The 23633-nt window shown below is 41.0% G+C and carries 19 protein-coding genes; 13 read left to right on the forward strand and 6 right to left on the reverse strand.

Going from position 1 to position 23633, the window contains the following annotated elements:
• Positions 1-209, forward strand: a 209-nt coding sequence (locus HR060_RS04625) for an integrase core domain-containing protein (RefSeq protein WP_174198709.1), incomplete at its 5' end; no start/stop codon positions are given.
• Between the two features lie 52 nt (positions 210-261).
• On the opposite strand, the gene HR060_RS04630 is transcribed toward HR060_RS04625, so the two are convergent.
• A complete protein-coding gene (locus HR060_RS04630; protein WP_174199118.1) occupies positions 262-2829 on the reverse strand; it encodes a TonB-dependent receptor in 2568 nt (855 codons plus the stop codon).
• Positions 2830-3012: 183 nt separating this feature from the next.
• On the opposite strand from HR060_RS04630, the gene HR060_RS04635 reads away from it, so the two are divergent.
• Entirely contained in the window at positions 3013-5097 is a 2085-nt protein-coding gene (locus HR060_RS04635; RefSeq protein WP_174199119.1) for a winged helix-turn-helix domain-containing protein, read from the forward strand.
• 4 nt (positions 5098-5101) lie between these two features.
• On the opposite strand, the gene HR060_RS04640 is transcribed toward HR060_RS04635, so the two are convergent.
• The 5 genes from HR060_RS04640 to HR060_RS04660 form a co-directional block, all read right to left on the reverse strand.
• The gene (locus HR060_RS04640; protein ID WP_174199120.1) at positions 5102-6151 is read right to left on the reverse strand and encodes an energy transducer TonB; all 1050 of its coding nucleotides are present in this window, start codon (positions 6149-6151) and stop codon (positions 5102-5104) included.
• Positions 6152-6325: 174 nt separating this feature from the next.
• Positions 6326-6817, reverse strand: a complete 492-nt coding sequence (locus tag HR060_RS04645; RefSeq protein ID WP_174199121.1) for an early set domain-containing protein — start codon at positions 6815-6817, stop codon at positions 6326-6328.
• 60 nt (positions 6818-6877) lie between these two features.
• The gene (glyS, locus tag HR060_RS04650; protein WP_174199316.1) at positions 6878-8947 is read right to left on the reverse strand and encodes a glycine--tRNA ligase subunit beta; all 2070 of its coding nucleotides are present in this window, start codon (positions 8945-8947) and stop codon (positions 6878-6880) included.
• The gene (gene glyQ, locus HR060_RS04655) at positions 8944-9864 is read right to left on the reverse strand and encodes a glycine--tRNA ligase subunit alpha (RefSeq protein ID WP_174199122.1); all 921 of its coding nucleotides are present in this window, start codon (positions 9862-9864) and stop codon (positions 8944-8946) included. The genes glyS and glyQ overlap by 4 nt, the downstream gene beginning before the upstream one ends.
• Positions 9865-10137: 273 nt before the next feature.
• On the reverse strand, positions 10138-11421 hold the full coding sequence (locus HR060_RS04660) for an HD domain-containing phosphohydrolase (protein ID WP_174199123.1): 1284 nt from the start codon (positions 11419-11421) through the stop codon (positions 10138-10140).
• A gap of 155 nt (positions 11422-11576) precedes the next feature.
• On the opposite strand from HR060_RS04660, the gene HR060_RS04665 reads away from it, so the two are divergent.
• The 11 genes from HR060_RS04665 (at position 11577) to HR060_RS04715 (ending at position 23630) form a co-directional block, all read left to right on the forward strand.
• Positions 11577-12119: a heme NO-binding domain-containing protein gene (locus tag HR060_RS04665; RefSeq protein WP_174199124.1), complete on the forward strand. Its 543-nt coding sequence runs from the start codon at positions 11577-11579 to the stop codon at positions 12117-12119.
• On the forward strand, positions 12116-13642 hold the full coding sequence (locus HR060_RS04670; RefSeq protein ID WP_174199125.1) for a sensor histidine kinase: 1527 nt from the start codon (positions 12116-12118) through the stop codon (positions 13640-13642). The genes HR060_RS04665 and HR060_RS04670 overlap by 4 nt, the downstream gene beginning before the upstream one ends.
• Before the next feature lie 180 nt (positions 13643-13822).
• Complete coding sequence (glmS, locus tag HR060_RS04675; protein ID WP_174199126.1) at positions 13823-15658, forward strand: glutamine--fructose-6-phosphate transaminase (isomerizing); 1836 nt, start codon at positions 13823-13825, stop codon at positions 15656-15658.
• Positions 15659-15730: 72 nt separating this feature from the next.
• Positions 15731-16441: an acyltransferase gene (locus HR060_RS04680; protein WP_217434874.1), complete on the forward strand. Its 711-nt coding sequence runs from the start codon at positions 15731-15733 to the stop codon at positions 16439-16441.
• A 20-nt stretch (positions 16442-16461) separates the two neighbouring features.
• Entirely contained in the window at positions 16462-17652 is a 1191-nt protein-coding gene (locus HR060_RS04685; RefSeq protein WP_174199127.1) for a glycosyltransferase, read from the forward strand.
• Entirely contained in the window at positions 17649-19082 is a 1434-nt protein-coding gene (locus tag HR060_RS04690; RefSeq protein WP_174199128.1) for a GumC family protein, read from the forward strand. The genes HR060_RS04685 and HR060_RS04690 overlap by 4 nt, the downstream gene beginning before the upstream one ends.
• Before the next feature lie 27 nt (positions 19083-19109).
• Positions 19110-20240 carry a glycosyltransferase gene (locus HR060_RS04695; RefSeq protein WP_174199129.1) on the forward strand — a complete coding sequence of 377 codons (1131 nt, stop codon included), beginning with the start codon at positions 19110-19112 and terminating at the stop codon, positions 20238-20240.
• A gap of 28 nt (positions 20241-20268) precedes the next feature.
• Complete coding sequence (locus tag HR060_RS04700) at positions 20269-21459, forward strand: glycosyltransferase family 2 protein (RefSeq protein ID WP_174199130.1); 1191 nt, start codon at positions 20269-20271, stop codon at positions 21457-21459.
• Positions 21460-21489: 30 nt separating this feature from the next.
• Positions 21490-22173, forward strand: coding sequence for a sugar transferase (locus HR060_RS04705; protein ID WP_174199131.1), 684 nt, complete (start codon positions 21490-21492; stop codon positions 22171-22173).
• A gap of 211 nt (positions 22174-22384) precedes the next feature.
• Positions 22385-22714 carry an STAS domain-containing protein gene (locus HR060_RS04710; RefSeq protein WP_174199132.1) on the forward strand — a complete coding sequence of 110 codons (330 nt, stop codon included), beginning with the start codon at positions 22385-22387 and terminating at the stop codon, positions 22712-22714.
• Between the two features lie 25 nt (positions 22715-22739).
• Positions 22740-23630, forward strand: a complete 891-nt coding sequence (locus HR060_RS04715) for an OmpA family protein (RefSeq protein WP_217434875.1) — start codon at positions 22740-22742, stop codon at positions 23628-23630.
• Positions 23631-23633: the final 3 nt, after the last annotated feature.

The raw sequence follows: 23633 nt of genomic DNA on the forward strand, positions 1-23633 counted from the left end.
GTTCAATGACAGATGGTTATGACTGCTATCAAAATGCACTGGCTGAGAGAGTAAACGGTATTCTTAAAAACGAATACTTGTTAATGAAACCAAATAACCTAAATGAGGCAAGGGAAATGGTAAAACAATCAGTCGATTTATATAATCAACAAAGGCCACATTCGGCCTTAAAATACAAAACGCCCGATGAAATTCATCAGGCGTTTTGATCAAAAAAGTGTCAACCCATACTAGGATGGGTCATGTATTCAACATTAAACGTTAAAACTCTGCCCGAATACCAGTGAAGAAGCGTCGACCATTGTGATAGATATTAGTCGGTGCGTAAGTTGTTTTGTTGTATAAAAACAAGGTTTCATCGGTAATATTGAGCACATCAAACATTAAGGCAATATTTTCATTAATGTTGGCTTTAAAGCTAAAATCCCATTGACCGTAGTCATCAGTCACATTAAATGCGGCACCTGTCGCGTAATTCGAGCGGAAATTATAGGATAGACGCGCTTGGAAAGTGTCATCATCATAAAAGCCGCTAATGTTGTAAATCTCTTTTGATAAGCCAGGTAGACTTGGGACTTCAGATTCTTTATATCGATCACCTTGCATAAAGGTGTAGTTAGCGATAACCCCCCAACCGTCGATAATTTCTCGTTGGATCGTTAATTCAATACCTTCGTAACTGCCACCTAAGGTATTGTCAGGTTCCTGAACTAAAAGTTGCTCACCATTGTAATCTCTAAGAGTAGTGGACTCTTCAATAAACTCACTCACTCCACGGTAAAATGCAGTAGCAGAAGCATAAGAATAATCATTCCAATACCACTCAGCCCCAAACTCATAATTATGTGCCGTTAAGGGATCGAGTTGAGGGTTACCAGCAACAACCACACCGTTAGTTGGCTGATAATCGATTGCATTCGATAGCTGACTATATTCTGGGCGAGACAAAACATGTGCATAGCTAAATCTGAACTGTAAATCGTCTTTAATCGGTAACTTTAAGTTAAAGCTAGGTAATAGGTTGAAGTAGTTATTTTCTTCGGTCTGCCAGATGTATTCTTCATCACCAAGTCTTTCCAACGCATACCCTGACGAATCAACATGTGTACTAACAGCACGTGTTCCGATATTGCCGCTGACATTGCCAAAGTTAAAATCAAATCTCACATAAGCAGCAAAAATAGCTTCTTCCACTTCAAATGAAGATGCGTGATCAGGTTTATAATCTCCTTCAGGGAAATAAGGAAAAACAGCATCGACATCCACAATAGAGAAATCTTTCACCGTATCTGCAGAACCTAACTCATCGAGAAAGTTATTAGGTAAGCTCTGCTCAAAATCAGCAACGGTAGCGTCTATTCCCACATCATAACTCGCACTATCGCGTTTATAAGTACGGTTGTGATGTCTGAACTTAAAACCGAATTTCACTTGTTCAAATAAAGAGTCTTGCAAGAAAAATTCAAAATCTGCCTGCCCATAAATTTCACTGTCTTCGGCATCATTGATAGCAGAATCTAAGCCTGATAGCGGCCAATTATTGGGGTCAGCTGGATCGTAAGCATAATCAACAATGATGTTTTCTCTATCCATTTGCACATCGGTCGCTGAAGGACGCAGCCAAATAGATAAGTACTCAGAAGGCTTGTCCGTTTCACTGTGTGAATAACCCAATTGATATTCGTAATGCCCGCCATCAACATCTCGTTCGGCAATTAATTGCATACTGTACATCAAAGACTCTGAATGGCGATCAATAGCGATCAAACCCGCGTTGTAAGTGTCATTTTCTGGGTAACTGATACTGCGGATAACATCATCAACTACGGTAAATTGATCATCGGGTAACTCGACTAACTTAACAGTTGGGAACCACATAAAACCCTGATTGACATTGTCAGATTCAAGTTGAGTGACCAAGCTGTTGAATTGCCAATCCCAATCATTAAGTTGCCACTGTAGGGCTAAAGTGCCCGTCGTGCGGATCCGTTCTTGAGTAAAGTAAGCCGAGCCGCCCCAGTTTGGATAAAGCACGTTAAAGTGCTCTGGTTCTGGCCTTGCGTCGGGTGCAACCGCTAATAAATAACCGTTATCGAGTCGCTCAAATTCACCATTAACCCAAGAGCCACTCTCGATACCATCACGACGTAATGTGCGTTCGTGTCGTGTAAATGAAACCAAGGCCCCAAAGTCCTCTTCTTCATTTATCCAATTATGCATGAAAAACAGTTGAGGGTCGGTTTCTTCCGATAAGTCACTGTACTGCGCTTTGGCCATCACTATGGTATGCGCATCAGGCAAATCAAATGGCAAATGGGTTTTAATATCCACACTGCCACCTAAAGAGCCTTCATTTTGATCAGCCGTTGGTGATTTTTGTACTTCCAATGAACTAATAATCTCGGAAGGCAATACAGTGTAATTGAAACTTCGCTGAGGTTGACCAATAAACCACCAATCTTCAGAAGCGATATTTTGACCATTGAGCATAGTAATGTTCTGGCTAGGCTCAGTACCACGAATACTGATACGCTCACCTTCACCAAATGCACGTACCATGGCAACACCCGCAACACGTTGCAAAGATTCAGCAATATTTTGATCGGGGAATAAACCAATATCTTCGGCAGTGATCACTTCCAAAACTTGATCAGCTTCTTTTTTAAGGCTAACAGAACGAGTAAGACTGGAACGAATACCTTTGATTTGAATACGTTCGAGTAAAGCTTCAGCGGAGGCATCATCTGCTTCTTGACTAGCAAAAGCTGTCGATTGACAGATTGCAGAAATACACAGACTGAGATAAGAAATTGGCTTTACTAAATTCATTATTTTGCCCCTACAAACTGAGCTTATTATTGTATCCATTTATAAACCGAATCATTGTATCTAACCTAATAGCAAATACCAATAATTCCGTCGCAAAGTCTTGAATTTAGGCTTGTTCTAGGGTACCTAGCTGATTAGAATGGGGCTAGCGATAACGATAAAAATGACTAATAACTAAAATTGATGAATGGACTGCCAGCAAATAGAATTTTAATCAACAAAGTAGTTGTTGATTTTGCTGCGCTAAAATTAAAAGTTAACGGTCAATGGCGACAAATAGAAGCGAGAACGGCGACGTTACTTAAGCTTTTAGTTGAGCAACACGGTCAATCGGTCTCGCGTCAAACGATCATGGATACGTTATGGCCAGATACCATCGTCAGCGACAACTCAGTTAGCCAAGCCATCACCCAACTGCGCAAAGCTCTTGGGGAAGAATCTGGCCAGTCTCAGTTTATTCGAACTGTTCCACGAGTAGGCTATCAACTGATAGCTGAAATCGAAGTCCCGCAATCACTAAATGAGCAAGCCGAGCAAGTCGTTAAAAACCAATCTGTATTTGTCAGCAGCCTACTCGCAGCTGGACTCATTATCGGGGTGGTTGCTACGTGGTTAAGTTTGTATTGGCTTGAAGAAGAACAAATTGAATACCAATATATCTCTCGTATCACCTCTGCTCCAGGCGCTGAAAACAACCTAAGTTACTCCACAGATGACAGATATATCGCCTACAGCCAATACAGTAGTGATCAATCAAACCGCGACTTAATAATCTACGATAGTACTAACTTCACGCTCAATGCTATTCGCTCTAGTCACTTCAACGAAGATATGCCCACTTGGTCTCCAGATGGCAATTGGCTTATTTACCGAAAATACAATGCTTTTAGCTGCCAATATCAATTGTTATCCATTAGACAGCCTGTCGAGATGTGGCGTTTGAGTGAAGATAAAACGTTATTTAATTGCTCCAATGCCAACCCAAATGCTGAACTAATCTGGCATAAAAACAATCAACTATTATTGCAAGATAATGGTTTATTCGAGCTGACTATCGACTTTGACTCACGTGCGGTCACCGAACAAAAGATTTTGGTTGAAATCGAACCAACACACATGGCGATTAGTCCTGACCTAGAACAATTGTTATTAGTGACAGAACAACCCACAAACCAAATTGTTGTTTTTAACTTAACCAATAAAACATTAAAAACAATCAAGCAAAGTGCCATGCCATTTTGGGGAATTACTTGGCAGGATAACGATCACTTTTGGTATGGTCATGACAAACTTTATCTGACCAATTTTAATAGCCATATTCTATTTAGCCATGCCACAGCTAACTATGTGACTGACTTAACCATTAATAATCAACAACAATTGGCCATAGCCGAGGGAATCGCTAACGTTAACGTTTACCCGATTTCAATAAAGCAAAACCAAGCTAATATAGGGCACCAACTTTCCTCTTCTACACGTTTTGATATTCTGCCTAATATCAGCCCAGACGCTAACCAAATCGTTTATTTTTCATTTTCACATGACAGTCAGGCTGGCATCGAAATTTGGCTTAAACACAAACGAAAAAATACTACTCAGCGTCTGTCGCAATTGCCTATTAATGTTATCCCTCAGTATTCACTTTGGTCGCCTGATAACAATCACTTGCTTATAGTCGATCAACAAGGGTCATTGCATTTATTGAATATTCAAAACCAAAAATTGACATCTGTATTAGCGAGTTTTGTCGACATAAGCGATTTAATCTGGCATTTAGATGGCGACGGTTTTTACTTCACCAGTAAACTAGAAACGCAAACAAGCCAGTTGTTTTATTATGAGTTAGGTTTAAAAGCTGTAACTTCTGCAGACCAGGTAAACATAACAAAGTGGCAGTCACTCAACCCATCCACTTCTGATTATTTAATCAAAGTTAGTCAGCATTTGAGCCCTGTTTTGTTAGGTTTAAAATGGCAAGAAGCCGAAGAAGAAGAACAAGCTTGGTTATTAGATAACTTAACTAAGTATCAACCTGCAATTAGTCAAGAACATATCTTTTTTATCATCAGTGAGCGTCAGCAATTGTCATTATTTAGGTTTAATAAATCGAGTGAAGTACTAGATGAAATTGCGACGATTGGACGAGACTTTGCTGATATTGATATTGTACTGAATATTGCCAGTAGCTCAGATGGTCAATCATTGGTGATTAGTAAGGTGGATAGCTTAGAGTCTGATATATTCTTACTTAAGCCAAAAGCTGAATAAATAATTAACTCGCATTCCCGCGATTTTGCTGAGCAATGATTTGCTGTTTAGCGGGCTCAAAGCCATTAGCAGCACTGATAGCCAACCAAGCTTTGGCTTTATTACTATCTTGTACAACGCCATTCCCTGACATTAACATAGCCGCTAATCTGAATTGTGCTTGAGGATAATTGTTTTGTGCCGATTGAAGTAATAACTGCATATCCGCATTGTCACTTGACCAATGACTTTTTAACAAATAACTCAAATTGTGCTCATCCCCTGCAAGCCAATTGGCCACATGAAACTGCAATTGGGCGTTACCTTCCTCAGCACTGTTGATCAGTTGATTAACGCGCTCTTGGTATTTTCTTTTTTGTTTAAAAAATTGGCTTTGATAGCGCTGGCCTTTGCGAGTTGAAAAGTGAAAAACTAACTGCTGATCGTAACCTTGCTGTGTGACATCAAAACGCCATTTTTCTAGTACTTTCAACAAACCAAGCTCAAACGTTTTTTCTGGATAGCTATCAATGACTTTAATATTACTGGCTTGCTGCCCCAAAACATCAAACTGCAACCAAACCCACCCCTCTATGCCTTTTGCTTTGGCACGTTCAGGATAGGTTGGAGCGATATAATGTTCTAACTTATTTATGTAGCTTTGTTGCTGACGTGTGCCTTGCTCGGTAAGTTCAGGTAAAAGTTCTGAGCGAATCTCAGCAAAAGGTAGCGCTTTAGCAATAAGATTGAGTTCATTACTGAAATTTGGGTTTTTACTGGCGACTTGTTTGACCAAATCAGCGGTAGAGACAGCATCAGCCATGCCCTGCTGTGCAGCGGCGTTAAAACAATGAAAGGCAGCAGCTAGGTTTTTATTTGTACCTTGCCCGTGCAGATACATCACTCCAAGATTGTATATGGCATCTGTATTACCTAACTTAGCGAGCTCGGTAAATTCAGTGAATGCTTTTGGGAAGGCTTTTTGTTGGTAGTTTAATTTTGCAGCAAGCAGATCGGCTCTGGCAATGGAGCTAAAGAGGAGCGCTAAAAAAATAAAAAACCTTGCTAATGGCATAGTTAGCTTAACAACCTAAACGGGAAACGTGCCCTAAACTATCAAAAAGAATCCTCAATAGATTAGCGCTTTTTTAAACTAATCGCTTTGAAATGTTCTGAATTAATCAAAAATCCAAAGCCAAAATATCGCAAGAACCAATATTTAGTATAATTAATACTGACCGACGACCAGTTAAAGGTCGGGTAAAGCTTTATTAATAGGTTCAACAACTTGCTCTAATAAACCTGGCTGGTGTGGCTTGATCCAGATCTTAGGTTTCACTTCATCTAAGGTAAAATCAATATAAAAATCGTATTTACCACTTTCATCTGGAGTGAATAAAAAGCTCTCGTAATTAGCTAAACAATTACCTGTTACCGGAGTGTCTAGCGCAATTGTTTCATCGCTTGCTTTGTCTAGGTAACCACAATTATTACCTGTCGACCAAGCTTCATCTGCAAACCTAAATTCATAAGGTTGACCATCGGCCACTAAATCAACCGTAGTACGATAGACCTGATCTTGAACTTTTTTAACAAGGTAATCTTTTTCAGCATCCCACCAGGTAAAACTACCTCTGAGGTACAACTCGTCTGAACGATCAATTTCGATTGGTGCCTGTGGTGTAGTAGAACAAGCAGAAACCAATACGGCGAATAAACTTAACGGAATGAGCTTTTTCATTATATTTATTAGCTAAGTCACCTGTTATGGTGACTTAGCACAACCTCTAGATTAATTTGCTTACTTTTGTAATACAGAGATATCCGCAATTTTTAAGAATAAACCGCGTAGCTGTGATAATAATACTAAGCGGTTTTGCTTAATCGCTTCATCATCACTCATAACCATAACATTATCAAAGAAGCTATCAACTGTAGTACGAAGAGTAGCTAACTCAGCTAAAGCTTGACCGTATTGGCGCTCAGCAAATACTGGTGCAAGTTTTGTTGATAAATCAGCCACAGCTTGCGCTAATGCTTTTTCATCAGCTTCAACAAGTAAGTCAGTGTTCACTTCACTAGCTAACTCACCATCAAATTTAGCCAAGATATTACCTACACGCTTATTAGCGGCAGCGAGTGCTTCAGCAGCATCTAATTTCTTAAATTCAGCAACGGCTTTTACGCGTTGGTCAAAGTCTAATGGCTCAGTAGGACGCTGTTCTAATACCGATTGGATTAACTCCACTTCGAAACCTTGATCTTGATACCAAGCGCGGAAACGAGCAAAGATGAAATCAGTCACGTCAGCTTGGACGTTATCATTGGTTAACTTATCGCCGAATAACTCAATGGCCTTTGCTGTGATTTCTGCAAAGTCTAAGTTTAATTCACGCTCAACAATGATACGTAAAGCACCGATAGCAGCACGACGAAGCGCAAATGGGTCTGATGCACCTTTTGGCAACATACCAATGCCCATAATACCGGCTAAGGTATCGAATTTATCGGCAAGTGCTACCGCACAAGAAACTAAACCTGCTGGTAATGCATCACCAGCAAAGCGCGGCATGTATTGCTCGTTTTGTGCAACGGCAACATCTTCTTGTTCACCGTCAAGGCGTGCATAGTGCATACCCATAGCGCCTTGCGTACCGGTAAATTCCATCACCATTTCAGTCATTAAGTCAGTTTTACTTAATAAACCTGCGCGCTTTGCATTAGCTTCATCCGCACCAATTTTGCTGGCGATAAAGCCAGCTAACTCGCTGATGCGCTCAGATTTTTCAAATAAAGTACCTAACTGCTTTTGGAATAAAACCGTCTTTAAGCTTTCTAAACGGCTTTCTAATGTTTTCTTCTTATCCGTTTCAAAGAAGAACTCAGCATCTTTTAAACGTGGGCGAACCACTTTTTCGTTACCAGCGATAACTTGTGCAGGGTCTTTAGATTCGATGTTAGAAACGAAGATAAACTTGTTAATTAAAGCACCGTTTTTATCTAAAACAGGGAAGTACTTCTGATCGCCTTTCATCGTATAGATAAGCGCTTCATCTGGTACTGCAAGGAACTCTTCTTCAAAAGAAGCCACTAACACCACAGGCCACTCAACAAGGGCTGTTACTTCATCTAATAATTCTTCATCAAAATCGGCGACGCCGCCAAGCTCGCTTGCTTTCGCTTGTGCTTGGGTTTTAATCGCTTCTTTACGCGCATTAAAATCAGCAATGACTTTTGCTTCTTTTAATACCGCTTCATATTCATCGGCATTGGCGATAGCAACGCTACCTTTATGGTGGAAACGATGACCTTGTAATTCAAGACCCGTCTTAACACCTAATAACTCAGCATCGATTGAAGTGGCACCGTATAAAATAGTGGCCGTATGAACAGGGCGAATAAACTGAGTATCACTTGCACCCCAGCGCATTGGCTTAGGGATAGGTAATTTAGCTAGCGCTTTAGCAGCAATTTCAGGTACTAACTCAGCAACTGTCTTACCTTTAACCTCGGCCTTGTGTAATAACCAAGCACCTTTATCAGTTTCTAAGCGCTCAGCATCAGCAACATCAATACCGCAACCACGCGCCCAACCCATAGCCGCTTTTGTTGGATTACCATCAGCATCAAAGGCAGCTTGCACTGCAGGACCGCGCTTCTCAACAATTTTATCTGCTTGTTGCGCAGCTAAAGCGGTCACTTTAACAGCTAAACGACGAGGTGAAGCTAACCAGTTAACGGCATCAAACGCTAAATCAGCGATTTTTAATTCTGCTTCTACGTTTTCAGCAAAGGCTGTCGCTAGTGAGCGTAATGCTTTTGGTGGTAATTCTTCAGTACCAATTTCAATTAATAGATTCTCAGCCATTATGCTTCTCCCTCACCTTTAGCTTTCTTTAACATTGGGAAACCTAACTCTTCACGGGCAGCGTAATACGCTTCAGCACAGGCTTTAGCCAATGTGCGCACACGTAAGATGTAACGCTGACGCTCAGTCACAGAAATCGCATGGCGCGCATCTAATAAGTTAAAGGCATGAGAAGCTTTCATTACTTGCTCATAAGCTGGCAGTGGTAAACCTTTTTCAATTAGCTTTTGACTGTCTTTTTCACACTGGTCGAACTGAGCAAAAAGCGCATCAACATCAGCGTGTTCAAAGTTATAAGCCGATTGCTCAACTTCATTTTGGTGGAAGATATCACCGTAAGTCACTTTACCTAATGGACCATCTGTCCAAACTAGGTCATAAATACTGTCTACGCCTTGTACGTACATAGCTAAACGCTCGATACCGTAAGTGATCTCACCAGATACCGGCTTACACTCAAGGCCACCAACTTGTTGGAAATAAGTGAACTGAGTCACTTCCATACCGTTTAACCAAACTTCCCAACCAAGACCCCAAGCACCAAGCGTTGGTGATTCCCAGTTATCTTCAACAAAACGTACGTCGTGGGTTTCAGTGTCAAAACCTAATAACTCTAACGAGCCTAAGTACAGCTCCTGAATATTTTTAGGTGATGGTTTTAAGATCACTTGGAACTGGTAGTAGTGTTGTAAGCGGTTAGGGTTTTCACCGTAACGGCCATCGGTAGGACGACGACAAGGTTGCACATAAGCACAGTTATGTGGCTCTGGACCAATCGAGCGTAAAAAAGTCATTGGGTGGAATGTACCCGCGCCCACTTCCATATCAAGTGGTTGAACGATAGTGCAGCCTTTTTCGGCCCAATAATCTTGCAAGGCTAAGATCATACCTTGGAAGGTTTTAATGTCGTACTTTGCCATAAAGCGATATTCTTCTAATAATCTGAAACGGTTCGATCTCTAATTGCCAGTATAAAGGCAACAAAAGACGCTAAATGGCGACGATTCTAGCGTACTCCAGCTCAACTGATAAGGGTAAAACAGGGATTTGTTATAAATTAACCGATTTACTTAGAACAAAACCTTAAATGATGTCATTTTAATCGCTTACATATGTTTTTTCAGTTAGAGAAGCAAAGGTAAAAAACCAGTAAAATTGAGCTAACTTATTTAAATAAAGGATAATCGCAGTCATTAAGCCACGACTACGTTAAATACATATTTCCAGTCTTCTTCGTACTGCTTTAATCGCCCTATGATTTGGTCGGTCATCTCAGTGCCTTTGGTCAACATAATAGCATCTTGCTTATTTGTTAGGTCTCTTGATAACACCATGCCGGGTTGTAGCAAATCAACACTGATACACATTTCAAACTGTTCAGAAAATTGAACCTTTGGCATCGCGAGTAATTCAAAATACGCTTTGAAAACTTCAGGGTCATATCGATGGCCCGTATGTTTTTCTAACATATTTTTTGCCTTATCAAAGCTCAACGTTTCACCTGTTGCTATACCCAATAAATGCTTATCAAAATCATTCACTACAGCCAATATTCTCGATTCGATTGGTATCGCTTCTGCTTTCAGGTGACTTGGGGTTCCAGTGCCATCAAAACTCTCATATTGATGCTTAACGCCCATGGCAATTTCTTTTAATTGCGGCATAGTTGAAAGTATTTCGGCACCTTTAATGGCATGACTTTTCCGCAGTTCAATAGCGTCTTTGTCTAGTTTGTTTTCAGGTGTGTTTAACACTTGCTCACTGACCACTAACTTACCAATTTCATGTAATAAACCAACTAAGTAACTATGGCTAACAGTTTGCTTATCGAGCTGCATATAATTTGCTAAATGGCGACAATGGCTTGCTACGCGCTTGATATGGCTATGATTAGCATGCTCAAATTTATTGGTTAACATGTTGAGCATAGTGAGTACATCCTGCAGCATACCTCGTTGCTGACTCCTGGTACTTTTGACTTGTTTTTTTAGCGTGCTCAGTTGGGCTTCATCATCGTGTAACTTTGCTTTTAAGCAAGCATTATCATCTTTCAGGGTTTCATTTTCATCCATCAGCTCACGATCGATAGAACCGACGACATTGTGCAATTGATGTTGTTCAACTGCGTTTTCGACAATCAACTTGAGTTCTTTGTTATCCCAAGGCTTATTTACATAGTTTGATACTTTGCCTAGATTAATTGCACGAGCGGTACTATCGATATCAGAATAACCCGTTAATAGTATGCGGGTGGTTTGCGGGCTTAAAGTATTCACTCTTTGTAAAAAAACATCGCCTGTCATATTTGGCATTTTCATATCAGAGATCACAGCAGCATACTCGTAGCGTTCAAAGGCTTTCAGCGCGAGATCCGCTTCTAAAAAACAGTGAACTTGGTAGTCTTTTCTGAATAATCTATACAAGGCATCTAAGATGGCTTGCTCATCATCGACTATCATTAACTTTAACTTCTGCATATCAACCCCAAAAAGCAGACAACTCAGTGGAAACTGGTTTTCACATTGCAAATATATCCTATAACTTAATTGCAAAATGCGAATATGTCATTAATAACTATTAATATTAATCAAAATTTTGCACGTAGCATGCCAACTCAAAAAAGGAGCCGATCATGAAAGGAACGGTGTTTAACCATCTTCAAGAATTTGTTGAACAAAGTCATGGCTATACCGTTTGGGACCAAGCCATTTCGACGTTAGATTTACCCTCCAAAGGTATATATGTTGGCACGCAAAGTTACGACGATACTGAAATCACTATGCTTGCCGTGTACTTAGCAGAGCAACTTAATGCCCCATTACCCGATTTAATCAGAAGCTTTGGTTATTCTCTGTTTTCACACTTGATGCCTATGGCACCTGAGCAAGCCAAACAGGCTAAAGATTTACGCACCTTTTTACATATGGTCGAAAAAATCATTCACGTTGAAGTCCTAAAACTTTACCAAGATGTAAACTTACCTAAATTCGATTATATCGATGAAGAATCAAAGTATATGACCATGATTTATCGCTCACCGCGTAAGCTGTGTTTTTTATCAGAAGGGCTAATATTAGGTGCAGCTGATCACTTCAAAGAGCAAGTAAAAATTGATCAGTCTAAATGCATGCACAAAGGTGATGACTGCTGTCATATTGAAATCGAGTTTTTATGAGCCAACAAAGCAACGAGCAAGAACAACTAGAAGCGCTCAAACACATCCTAGACAGAGAGCGTGCTGCAAGGAAAGAAGCCGAGCAAAAAATTGAAGTGTTTGCGAGCGATATTTATGAAAAAAATCAATTATTGCAAGAACAAACGCACCAGGCACAAGAAAGACAAAAGCAATTAGAGTTTTTAACCGGTCTCGCCGCTGAAACTTGGCAGCAAGCGAGTATGACTGCCATATTAGATAATTACCTCGATCGCAGTCGCAACTTTTTGCAATTTGCTTTTGCCACTATGTTCGAGCTCAAGCCTGACTACCAATTGGATAGAGTTCAAATCCTGCCGGCGGCTGAAACGCAATTAATGCAATTTGAAGAAAGTGAGCTCAGGACCTTATTCAATCACTTGGATGGTTTTCGCTTGAGTATGGAGTTAACTGAGCAAGCAGAATGTAAATTACTCAATTTGGAAGAGTATCTAGACCCGCAATTAGGTAAGACCTATCGCCCTGAATTTCAATTTGCCTATATTGTGCCGCTCTACCAAAACAGCCACAATCGCCAAACGACCTTTGGCCTAGCCTGCTTTTTATTCGAAGATGAAGCTAATTTAGATATTGGCCAATTACAAACGATAGAGTCATCGCGAAATACACTGATTTTGGCTTTATCACGCAAACAAAATGAAACGAACCAAGCCAAACAACTCGCTGAATTAGAGCAAGCACACCAAACGCTAAAACAAACTCAACAGCAACTGATCGATTCAGAAAAACTCGCTTCACTGGGTATGTTGTCAGCAGGAGTTGCCCATGAAATCAATAACCCGGTCGGTTATGTCATGAGTAATATCGACACCATGCATGACTATTTGTCTTCTTTACAATCAGTCCTCAAGCCATTAAATGAAAATGAACAGTTAGATGACGCGGCTTGTCGAACATTAATGGCTAAATGGCAAGATGAAGAAGGCGATTACCTATTAGAAGACAGTCAAAAGATTCTCAATTCCAGCATTGATGGTTTGCATCGTATTAGAGATATCGTAGAAGCCTTGCGAAGTTTCTCGCGCATGGATAATCATGAGCTAGAAGCAATTGATGTAAATAGTACGATAGAACACGCATTAAAAATGGTGAAAAACGAGCTTAAATACAACTATCAAGTCATCACCGATTTTCAAGCCGATAAACCTATTATGGGTAGCGATGGTCAATTACAACAAGTCTTCATTAATTTATTTATCAATGCCAAACACGCAATGAAAGGCGGGGGCTCGATAACAATTAAAACTTGGATTGATAAAGCCAGAGTAAAAGTCAGTGTTAAAGACACAGGTACGGGTATAAAAGAAGAAGACCTAAAACAGATTTTTACGCCCTTTTTTACCACCAAGAAGCAAGGTGAAGGAACAGGTTTAGGTTTAGCAATCTCCTACAGTATCTTGCAGCAACACCACGCAAAAATAGAAATTAATACCCAATTGGGTGAAGGTACTGAATTCCTACTATCTTTCTTTACGTTCGAGTAAATCGTTGATTTTAAGCATTTGCAGTTTGCAAAACATTTTGCAAACTGCTTACTTCCTCAACCGTTCAACCATCAACAAAAAGCACTTAACCACATGATATTTATAGATAAATAAAGTTTGGCATAGTCCTCGCTATATTCACCTTGAAGCAAAAAATTAAACTAATTAGAGGTGAGCATCATGTGTGGTATTTATGCAGCAGTTAACAATACACCTGTCGTTAATGAGTTAATTAAAGGTTTAGATAGCTTATCTTACCGTGGTTATGATTCAGCTGGCGTAGCTGTTTTTTCAGGTAACCATATCGAGCGTCGTCGTGCTCAAGGTAAATTGGAATGTCTTGCTAATGTTTTATACAACTCGCCAATTGACGGCAACGTAGGCATTGCACACACACGTTGGGCTACTCACGGTTTACCTAATGAGTTAAACGCTCACCCGCACATGACCAGTAAAGTAGCGGTAGTGCACAATGGTATTATCGAAAACTACAAAGCGCTTCGTGATTTTTTAACCGATGCCGATTACCACTTTGAAAGTGAAACAGACAGCGAAGTCATCCCACTTTTACTAACTTACTTCCTTGATCGCGGCTTAACAGCAGAGCAAGCACTAAAAAGTACCATTCACAAACTAGATGGTAGCTTTGCATTAGTGGCTATTTTTCAGCAAAGTCCATACGAATTATATGCCGCTCGCCAAGGTAGCCCATTAGTCATAGGCCAAAGTAAAACAGGTTTTTCAATATCATCTGATGATAATGCGTTACCAGAAAACACTGAAGCAAGCTGTCATTTACAAGATGGTGATCTAGCACGTATCACGCAGCAACAATTAACCATCACAAATTTTTATGGCGACGATATCAAACGCTCATTAATCGCGCGTCAAACTCAAGCCGATGTGACAGAAAAAGCGGGTTACGAACATTTCATGCACAAAGAAATGCACGAGCAACCTAAAGTATTCAAACGCACATTAAAACACTACTTACAAGCGATTGAAGTTCAAGGTGAGACACACCTTAGCTTAAAACCATTAACAAAATTAACGAATAAAATTTCACGTTTAACCGTTGTCGCGTGTGGTACTTCTTATTATGCCGGCATGGTCGCCAAATACTGGATTGAAGAGTTCGCAGGTGTCCCTGTCGATTTAGATATCGCCTCTGAGTATCGCTATCGAAAAATGCCTATGAATATGCAATCTGCTGCGCTATTTATTTCTCAAAGCGGCGAGACCGCCGACACATTAGCCGCTTTACAACATGCAAAACAAGCCGGGCAAACCTGTATTTCCATCGTCAACGTGACGAACAGTACCATGGCTAACGAATCCGATTTAGTGCTACCCATCTTAGCGGGTCGAGAAATAGGTGTGGCATCAACCAAAGCCTTCACCGCTCAGCTAGCAGCATTAATGGCCGTGACGTTAACCTTGGCCAAGAGCAATGGTTTACTCACCCATCAAGACGAAGATCGAATGTTAACTGAGCTTTTCAGCCTAGATAGTGTGATGACTGCAGTATTGGCGCAAGAAAATGAAATTAAAGCGATATCTAAAAGCCTAGTAAGTAGTGACAACGCGCTCTTTATGGGTCGTGGTATCGCCTTCCCACTCGCACTAGAAGGTGCGTTGAAATTAAAAGAAATCAGCTATATACACGCCGAAGCTTACCCTGCAGGTGAACTAAAACACGGTCCTATCGCATTAGTGGATGAATCAATGCCTGTTGTAGTAGTTGCACCTAATAATGAGCTATTTGCTAAAACCTTATCCAACCTTAGAGAAGTTGCCTCGCGCGGTGCACGCATCATTCTAGTCAGCGACAGCCAAGGTATAGCTCAAGCATCTGACTTTATTGAACACGCCATTACCCTACCTAAAGCAACCGATTTAATGGTGCCTGTTATTTACAACTTACCTATGCAGTTATTGGCTTATTACGCTTCAGTTTTAAAGGGTAATGATGTCGATCAACCGCGCAACTTAGCTAAATCCGTTACGGTCGAGTAAGTAGCAACAAGGGTGTATTGCAGCCTCTGTGATGCACCCTTACTTTGTAATTTTCTAAAAGGAGTTCGCAAAATGTCTATTAGTATGAACCAAACAAAACAATGGCTTAAAACAAGTGACCAGCCGATCGCCAAAACACTTTTTAAAATCATAAAGGCAATTCGTCAATTTGAATTACCTGCGCCGAAACTCATTTACCTACCGCTTTATCACGGCCATAAATTCATTACCAATACTCTTTCAAGCTTAGCTCGAATCACTTATTGGACTCCTTTGTTTAAAAGCCAAATCAAAGGTTCAGCCAAGCGTCTATATCTTTATGGCGGCATGCCTTTTTTATCAGGTGGTATCGATATCACAGTCGGTGATGATTGTCGTATCTCAGGCCAAAGCACCTTTAGCGGACGAGTACACGGCGCCGAGCCAGCTAAGTTAATCTTGGGCAACAATATCGATATCGGCTGGATGACAACCATTGCCAGTGGTACCAAAGTGGTGATCGAAGACAATGTGCGTATTGCTGGTCGCGCATTTTTTGCGGGCTACCCAGGACACCCGCTCGATGCACAAGCTAGAGCAGAAGGTGCAGCGTGTTTAGATAGCCAAGCGAAGGACATTATTCTGAAAAAAGACGTCTGGCTGGCAACAGGTGTAAGTGTCATGGCAGGTGTAACTATTGGAGAAGGCACGATAGTTGCAGCTGGTAGTGTAGTAACACGAGATTTACCAGCCAATGTATTGGCTGCTGGTTCGCCGGCAAAAGTAATTAAGCAACTTAACTAACTTTGTTTGAGGGAAAAGCCATGACGAATTTACAGCAAAAAAAGAAGCATTTAGTAGTTTTTGGTGAAGATTTCAATGGCTTACCTAGTAGTACGCAACATTTAGTTAAGCTATTGGCGAACGAACGCAAAGTGCTATGGGTTAATTCGATTGGTTTACGCCAACCTAAATTCAACTTTACTGACTGCCAACGCGTGGTAAACAAAATCGGCCAATACCTTTTCAAACCGAAAAAATGCAAAAAAGTTTCGCCTTTTGCAAAGCAAAATGCATCTCATGACAATATTCACGTAATGAGTGCTATGACTATCCCTGCACCACAATCAAAAGGTGCTAGAGAAGTTGCCCGCTTTTTACTGACAAAACAAGTTAACAAGGCCATTAAAAAATTCTTACCTCAAGGCGAGGCTTACGATTTATGGATCTCACTACCCACTGCCGCTGATTTAATCGGCCACCTAGGAGAAGACAAAGTTATCTATTACTGTGGTGATGATTTTTCTTCGCTTGCAGGCGTAGATCACGAAACCGTGACTCGTCGCGAACAAAAATTAATCGCTAAAGCAGACCTAATTCTCGCAGCAAGCTATACGTTAAAAACTAAATTTCCAGAAGCTAAAAGTCATTGGGTAGAGCACGGTGTCGACTTATCGCTATTTAACGACCCTAAACCTATGGCTCAAGAGCTCAAAGACATTACCCAAAATAACGCCTTACCGTCAGCGGGTTTCTACGGCAGCATTAGCGAATGGTTAGATCAAGACTTAGTCGTAGAAACAGCAAAATTATTACCGCACTGGCAATTTATTTTCATTGGTCACATTCATACCGATGTCGATAAATTAAAAGCGCAAAAAAACATTCACTTTGTCGAAGCTCAAGCTCACCAAGATTTACCCGGTTTTTCTCAGCATTGGACAGCGTCTTTAATGCCTTTTCGTTTGAACGGCCAAATTAAAGCCTGTAACCCACTAAAGCTCACCGAGTATTTAGCGGCAGGCCAACCCGTCATTGCCACACCTTTTAATGCCGTTAAGCAATATCAAGGTTTTGTTCAAACAATCTCTACGGCAAAAGAGATGGCAGAAACCTTAGAGGCGAGCAAAGCGCAACAAAGCGAAGAAATGAAGCAAGGCTTAAGAAAAGCCGTCAGTAATAAATCTTGGATCAGCAAAAGCCAACAAGTTGAGAAGTTATTGGAGGCGATATGAAGTCACTCGCGTATCAACTGCACTATTTACTTGCAGGAGCTTGGCGTCAGCGCTATGTCATTATCATTCCGATGATTTTGTTACCCTTGATTGGCGGGTTGGTCAGTTTTACCAGTGCGAAACAGTACCAAGCTCACACCAGTATGTTGATTCAGGAAACGGCTAAAATGAATCCATTTTTAGAGGATTTAGCGGTTTCAACCATGCTTAAAGATCGCATAGCTGCGCTCACAACCTTACTGCACAGCCGCCATATTTTGCAATCAGTTGCAATGGAGCGAGGGCTTATCACAGATAAAACGCCCGATGCAGAGCGCGATTCAGTGGTTGCTCAGCTATCAGACCAACTAAGCATGAACATGGCAGGTAAAGACCTAATTAATATCTCGCTTAAGTCAGGTAACCCAGATGGCATGAAAGAGACATTAACCTCTGTTAGCCGCCACTTTGTCGAACAACTACTTGCGCCTGAACGTTCATCTATTCGCGATTCAGCTTACTTTTTAGAAGAGCATATCCAACACAGAAGACAAGATTTAGAAAAAGCAGAAAATGCCTTAGCAGAATTTCGCAACGCCAATGCTTTTGCGCTACCAGAAATGCATGCAACAAATTTAACGCGCCTCACGCAGTTAAAACAACAGCTATCAGAGCGCCAAGCAGAACTTGCAGGTAAAAACAGTAGCCTAGGTGGTATAAGTCAACTTTTATCAACCACTAACCCAATCATAGGCCGCATTGAAGAACAAATTATCCGTATTCGCGGCGAGTTAGCGTTACTCAACACCCGCTACACGGAAAAGCACAGTAAAGTGATTGCTGCTGAACGCAAACTGCGCCGTTTAGAAACCGAGCGCCAAGCCATTTTGAAATCGACTCAGGAGAATATAAATACCCAGCAGCTGTGGGATATCGCCAGTAACGTGCAGGTCGATGGTGATAAAAATCAGCCCTTGTTAATCAGCCAGTTAGAAAGTTTGCAAACCACTCGTAATCGCGTTCAAAGCTTGGAAGAAGAAGTGAAATGGTTAGAAAAAACCATTGCCGACCTTGAACCTAAAGTGGCGGCTTACGGCCAACACGAACACCAACTGAAAAAGTTAGAGCGCGACTTATCGGTAAAAAGTAATATGTATGAAGACTTACTCGAACGCTATGAAATGGCGCAAGTAACAGGTTCACTCAGTAAGTTTGAAGAAAAAAAACGCATCAAGGTGATCGATCGTCCATTTACTCCAACTGCACCTTCAAATCTCCCATGGTTCCTATTTATCATCGCAGGGTTATTCGGTGGTTTATTTTTAGGTGTGGGGTTTGCAGTAATGTTTGAAGTGACTGATACGTCTATTCGTCGTATCGATAAATTACAACAAATTAGCCAGTTACCTGTGTTATCACGCTTACCTAGCCAAAGTGAATTTGCTAGCTAGCCATAGGTTTATTACGAGGAGAAAGCCATGTTTACTACCGTTCAAATCGTACAAAAACTTTGCCCTGGTGGCATCGAAACAATGGCATTGGATTTCGCCCAATATACTCAAGCGAATGAGCGCAATTTTATTATTAGCTTAGATGGAAAAAAGTCAGAACTGCTGCAGCATTGGCCGCGATTAAAGAATTTTTCTGACAAGATTATATGCTTGGAAAAACCGCCTGGTTTTAGCCTTAAAGCCATACTGAAATTAAAACAATTACTTATCGATTTAGAATCTGATTGTATACACACGCACCATATCGGCCCACTTATTTACGGCGGCACGGCTGCGCGCTTAGTGGGTATTAGCAACATACTGCATACTGAGCACGATGCTTGGCACCTAAACAACAAAAAGCATCGCATTTTACAAAAAATAGCACTGCATATCGCCAAACCTACCTTTATCGCTGACTCAAATCTAGTAGCTGATATTGCAGCTGAGAAGCTAGGCAATATCTCACCAGAGGTGATTTACAACGGTGTCGACACAGATAAATTCTGTTTAGGTCAACAAGCAGATGCCAGAGCGCGAATGCAATTACCTCAAGATGTAAAACTTATTGGCTGTGCAGGACGCTTAGAAACGGTTAAAGGCCAAGAGGTATTACTAGAGGCGATGGCAAGATTACCCAGCTTTGTTCATGTGGCATTAGCCGGTATTGGCTCTAATGAGCAAAACTTGAGAAAGTTATGCAAAGAGCTCGATATTGAAAAACGCGTTCACTTTTTAGGTTTAGTTGAAGATATGCCAAGCTTTTACCAGAGCTTAGATATTTTTTGCCTACCTTCATACAACGAGGGCTTTCCATTATCACCTTTAGAGGCTCAATCTTGTGGTATTCCTGTGGTACTGACTAATACAGGAGCTAGCTTTGAAACGCTTTGTCCAGATTTGGGTGAAATTGTGAAGCCAGGGGATAGTTTTGGCATGGCAAATGCTATTCGTAAAGTTAACCTACATTTAAGCACACAACCGAATAAAGAAAGTGATGCTTTAATGCATAACGAATTCAACTTTGCATCGCAAAAAGCAAAAACCCGAAACTTTGTAAAAGAGTTTGCGGCGATAGAGCAAATGTTAAATGCCTATCAAAAGCTGAAGATGCAATAACAACGACTGCCACTAGTGGGAGGCTTGTATGGACACCACAATTGCTATTGTTACCCTAATTGCTTTTTGGTTAATTGTTTACCACCACATCGGGTACCCAATGCTATTAAAGTGGTTAGCTAAACGAGAAAAAGCCCATACACCTGACTATCATTATCAGCGTCATTATCAAGCAGAGCAAACAGATGCAGAGTTACCAAGCATCACGTTAATTTTACCGGCTTACAATGAGCAAGGTTACATTGCAGATAAAATCCGTAATCTTGCTTGTTTGGATTATCCAAGCGACAAACTTACTGTATTTATTGGTTGTGACGGATGTAGTGACGATACAGTAAAAGTCGCACTTGCCGCCTGCCAAGAGTCATTAACGGCTGATTTAAATATCCAAGTATTCGATTTCAAAGAAAACCGCGGCAAGGTTGCCGTGCTCAATGATTTAATAGGTAAAACGTCATCTGATCTCGTTGCCTTATCTGATATTTCAGCCTTGTTATCAATCGATGCTCTATTGCTCGTTGCTTCACACTTTGAACAAGAAGACGTAGGTGTAGTGACGGGCTTGTACAAAATGTTCACACCAAGTAGTCAAGGTGAAGGAGACTACTGGAATTACCAAAGCCAGGTTAAACAAAACGAAGCGAATCTTGGTGCAACAATTGGTGTACACGGAGCTTTTTATGCATTTCGTCGTGACCTATTTACACCATTAGCGGCAGATACCATCAATGACGATTTCATTTTACCTATGAGCATTGTTAAACAAGGCTACCGCGCCGCATATGAAACACAAATTACCGCACTAGAATTAGAGCAAGTAGCGATGGAACAAGATCACCATCGTCGCCGCCGTATTGCAGCCGGCAACATACAACAGCTGTGGCGTTTAAAAGAATTACTGAATCCAAAATACAAAGGCATCGCTTTTAACTTTTTCTCAGGTAAAGCATTGAGGACGATTATGCCGTTCATCCTAGTGATAGCATTTGCCGGTAGCTTATGGTTAAGCGCGTCATCTTGGTTCTTTATATTAGCAGCAGGAGTGCAAGTAGCAGGCTATATGCTAGCTGTAATCGCCCTTTTGCTTCCAAAAAAATACTGCCCTGCCAAATTGGCTACGCTGGCTTATATCGTCAGTGGTTACAGTGCCAGTTTATGGGGTTGTTTACGTTATTTAGTAGGCCTTGAAAAAGGTCGTTGGCATCGTGTAAGCCTTTAATTTAATCGTTTTGCAGTCGAGGGTATTCAAATGAAAGCTTTATATGTAAACAACGCTTCTAACAAGTTGAAAAATGGTGCTCAGTTGGGAATCGACCCAACCACCGCTAAATTAAAACGCAGTTTTGACGTCATTGTCTCATTTACTGCGTTAATTATTACTTTACCTATCCTGCCCTTTATTGCTTTGGCAATTAAACTTGAATCTAAGGGTGATATCTTGTTTCAGCAAATGCGAATAGGCTTAGCGACCCCTGAGATGACGCAAATTTTCTATATGTTTAAATTTCGCACCATGCGCCAAGATGCCGAAGCCAAATCAGGAGCGGTTTGGGCAGGTAAAAACGACCCGCGCATAACACGTGTTGGCAAATTTTTACGCAAAACGCGATTGGATGAAATACCACAGTTAATCAATGTACTAAAAGGGGAGATGTCGCTGATTGGCCCTCGTCCAGAGCGCCCAGGTTTTTATAAGAAGCTAGATAATGCAATTCCTTATTTTGCTGAACGTACTTATTACGTTAAACCCGGCATCACGGGGTTAGCGCAGGTCAATCAGGGCTACGATACTTGTCTCGATGATGTCAGAAGTAAAGTGGGCTTTGATCATAGCTATGCCATGGCATTATTTAACCCAATAAGCTGGTTAAAAATGGATTGCTGGATCGCGTTAAAAACAATTTTAGTCATGGTGCTTGGTCGCGGCCAATAATTTGCTAGTGTTTAGAGTCACGACCAGCTGGCTCTAAACAGACAATCATTTTGCTTTTGCAATTTAAAATGCAAATTGCAAATTGTCTCTCTTTTCAATTTCCTATCCCGAACAAAAAACAAAGCTAATGCACTGTAAAACATAAACTTTTAAATAATGGAACAATAACTGCAGTGCTCTAATTAGTCTGTATAGCTTTATTGAGGTCATTATGAAAGTTAACACTCAAAACTTAAACAACAACGAATTGTTAGTCAGTGTATCAGGTGAATTTGATGCATTAGGTTGTCAAACTACAAAAACAGATTGGGATGCATTAAGTGAGCTCGATCAAATCAGCCACCTTATCTTAGAGTTAAGCCAAGTTAGTTTCCTAGATTCATCAGGCGTTGGTGCAATTGTATTCTTATTCAAGCGTTTGAAAAGCAAGAGTATTGCGATGAGCTTAGCCGGTGCAACGGGTCAACCACAGGAATTATTGAGCTTATTGCGTATTCACCAAGCGATTCCTGAAACAGAGCTTAACCCAGCACACTGTTAATCGCAGTTTTAAGGAGTTAGTCACGATGAAGTTCAACTTACTAACAAACTATAACCCAGTCGCCAAGGCGATAACGGTTATGACGTGTTTGATACAAGTGGCTTGTTCCACAACATGGCCTGATGAAGGTCAAGGTGGCATGGCTGAATATACTCCAAGAAATTACCGCACCGTCACAGCAGATGAGCCGCTAGGCCCAGAGCACGGATTAAGGTTCGATTTAGAGTTAACCGCTCGCCATCTTGATATCTTAATTTTAGAAGGTGCTGAACTTTGCTTTCCTGCCACAGTAAAGCAATCAAAGATCCGAGAAGTGCGTATTCGTCGTCAACTTGATGGCAATTTAGACGGGGCAGCAGCAAACGATATTTTAATTCAACGCGAGTTACTAGCCCGCCTTGAACGCCAACTCGACTATGTGAAACAACACGATATTTGCGAACTTCCCGTCGCCCAAACGAACGAAAAAGTGCCAGGCGAGATGGCTGCGCGCATTGCTGAATTACTCAATGCAGATAATCAATTTGCCCATGATTCAGCTGAGCTAAACCCTAAGTACATTGGTCGCTTAGCAGAGGCAGCGCAACTACTAAAAGAAGCGGACCAATTCAAGTTGAGAATCATCGGTTTTGCTGATGACACTGGCAGCAACTCATACAACCAAGGGTTATCGCAAAAACGCGCCAACAAGGTTGCTCGCTATTTAAGTATTTTAGGTGTTGCCAGCAACCGTATGACTGTCACAGCAGTTGGTGAAAGTGACTTACCTTACCCAGGTACTGCACCTGAGATTAGGTTGGTCAATCGCAGTGTCAGGATTGAAGTATTGGATATGACTGCGCAAATTGGCTTAGCCAAAGATAAAGCTAAACAAGCCAGTCAGCATGATTTAACTGTTATCAAACAGTTGAAATAACAA

The organism is Marinifaba aquimaris (assembly GCF_013328345.1).
Classification (GTDB): domain Bacteria; phylum Pseudomonadota; class Gammaproteobacteria; order Enterobacterales; family Alteromonadaceae; genus Marinifaba; species Marinifaba aquimaris.

Excerpts from the sequence above, each read along its gene's own strand:
- HR060_RS04630 (WP_174199118.1), bottom strand. The coding sequence starts at position 2,829 with ATGAATTTAGTAAAGCCAATTTCTTATCTCAGTCTGTGTATTTCTGCA.
- HR060_RS04635 (WP_174199119.1), top strand. The coding sequence starts at position 3,013 with ATGAATGGACTGCCAGCAAATAGAATTTTAATCAACAAAGTAGTTGTT.
- HR060_RS04640 (WP_174199120.1), bottom strand. The coding sequence starts at position 6,151 with ATGCCATTAGCAAGGTTTTTTATTTTTTTAGCGCTCCTCTTTAGCTCC.
- HR060_RS04645 (WP_174199121.1), bottom strand. The coding sequence starts at position 6,817 with ATGAAAAAGCTCATTCCGTTAAGTTTATTCGCCGTATTGGTTTCTGCT.
- glyQ (WP_174199122.1), bottom strand. The coding sequence starts at position 9,864 with ATGGCAAAGTACGACATTAAAACCTTCCAAGGTATGATCTTAGCCTTG.
- HR060_RS04660 (WP_174199123.1), bottom strand. The coding sequence starts at position 11,421 with ATGCAGAAGTTAAAGTTAATGATAGTCGATGATGAGCAAGCCATCTTA.
- HR060_RS04665 (WP_174199124.1), top strand. The coding sequence starts at position 11,577 with ATGAAAGGAACGGTGTTTAACCATCTTCAAGAATTTGTTGAACAAAGT.
- HR060_RS04670 (WP_174199125.1), top strand. The coding sequence starts at position 12,116 with ATGAGCCAACAAAGCAACGAGCAAGAACAACTAGAAGCGCTCAAACAC.
- glmS (WP_174199126.1), top strand. The coding sequence starts at position 13,823 with ATGTGTGGTATTTATGCAGCAGTTAACAATACACCTGTCGTTAATGAG.
- HR060_RS04680 (WP_217434874.1), top strand. The coding sequence starts at position 15,731 with ATGTCTATTAGTATGAACCAAACAAAACAATGGCTTAAAACAAGTGAC.
- HR060_RS04685 (WP_174199127.1), top strand. The coding sequence starts at position 16,462 with ATGACGAATTTACAGCAAAAAAAGAAGCATTTAGTAGTTTTTGGTGAA.
- HR060_RS04690 (WP_174199128.1), top strand. The coding sequence starts at position 17,649 with ATGAAGTCACTCGCGTATCAACTGCACTATTTACTTGCAGGAGCTTGG.
- HR060_RS04695 (WP_174199129.1), top strand. The coding sequence starts at position 19,110 with ATGTTTACTACCGTTCAAATCGTACAAAAACTTTGCCCTGGTGGCATC.
- HR060_RS04700 (WP_174199130.1), top strand. The coding sequence starts at position 20,269 with ATGGACACCACAATTGCTATTGTTACCCTAATTGCTTTTTGGTTAATT.
- HR060_RS04705 (WP_174199131.1), top strand. The coding sequence starts at position 21,490 with ATGAAAGCTTTATATGTAAACAACGCTTCTAACAAGTTGAAAAATGGT.
- HR060_RS04710 (WP_174199132.1), top strand. The coding sequence starts at position 22,385 with ATGAAAGTTAACACTCAAAACTTAAACAACAACGAATTGTTAGTCAGT.
- HR060_RS04715 (WP_217434875.1), top strand. The coding sequence starts at position 22,740 with ATGAAGTTCAACTTACTAACAAACTATAACCCAGTCGCCAAGGCGATA.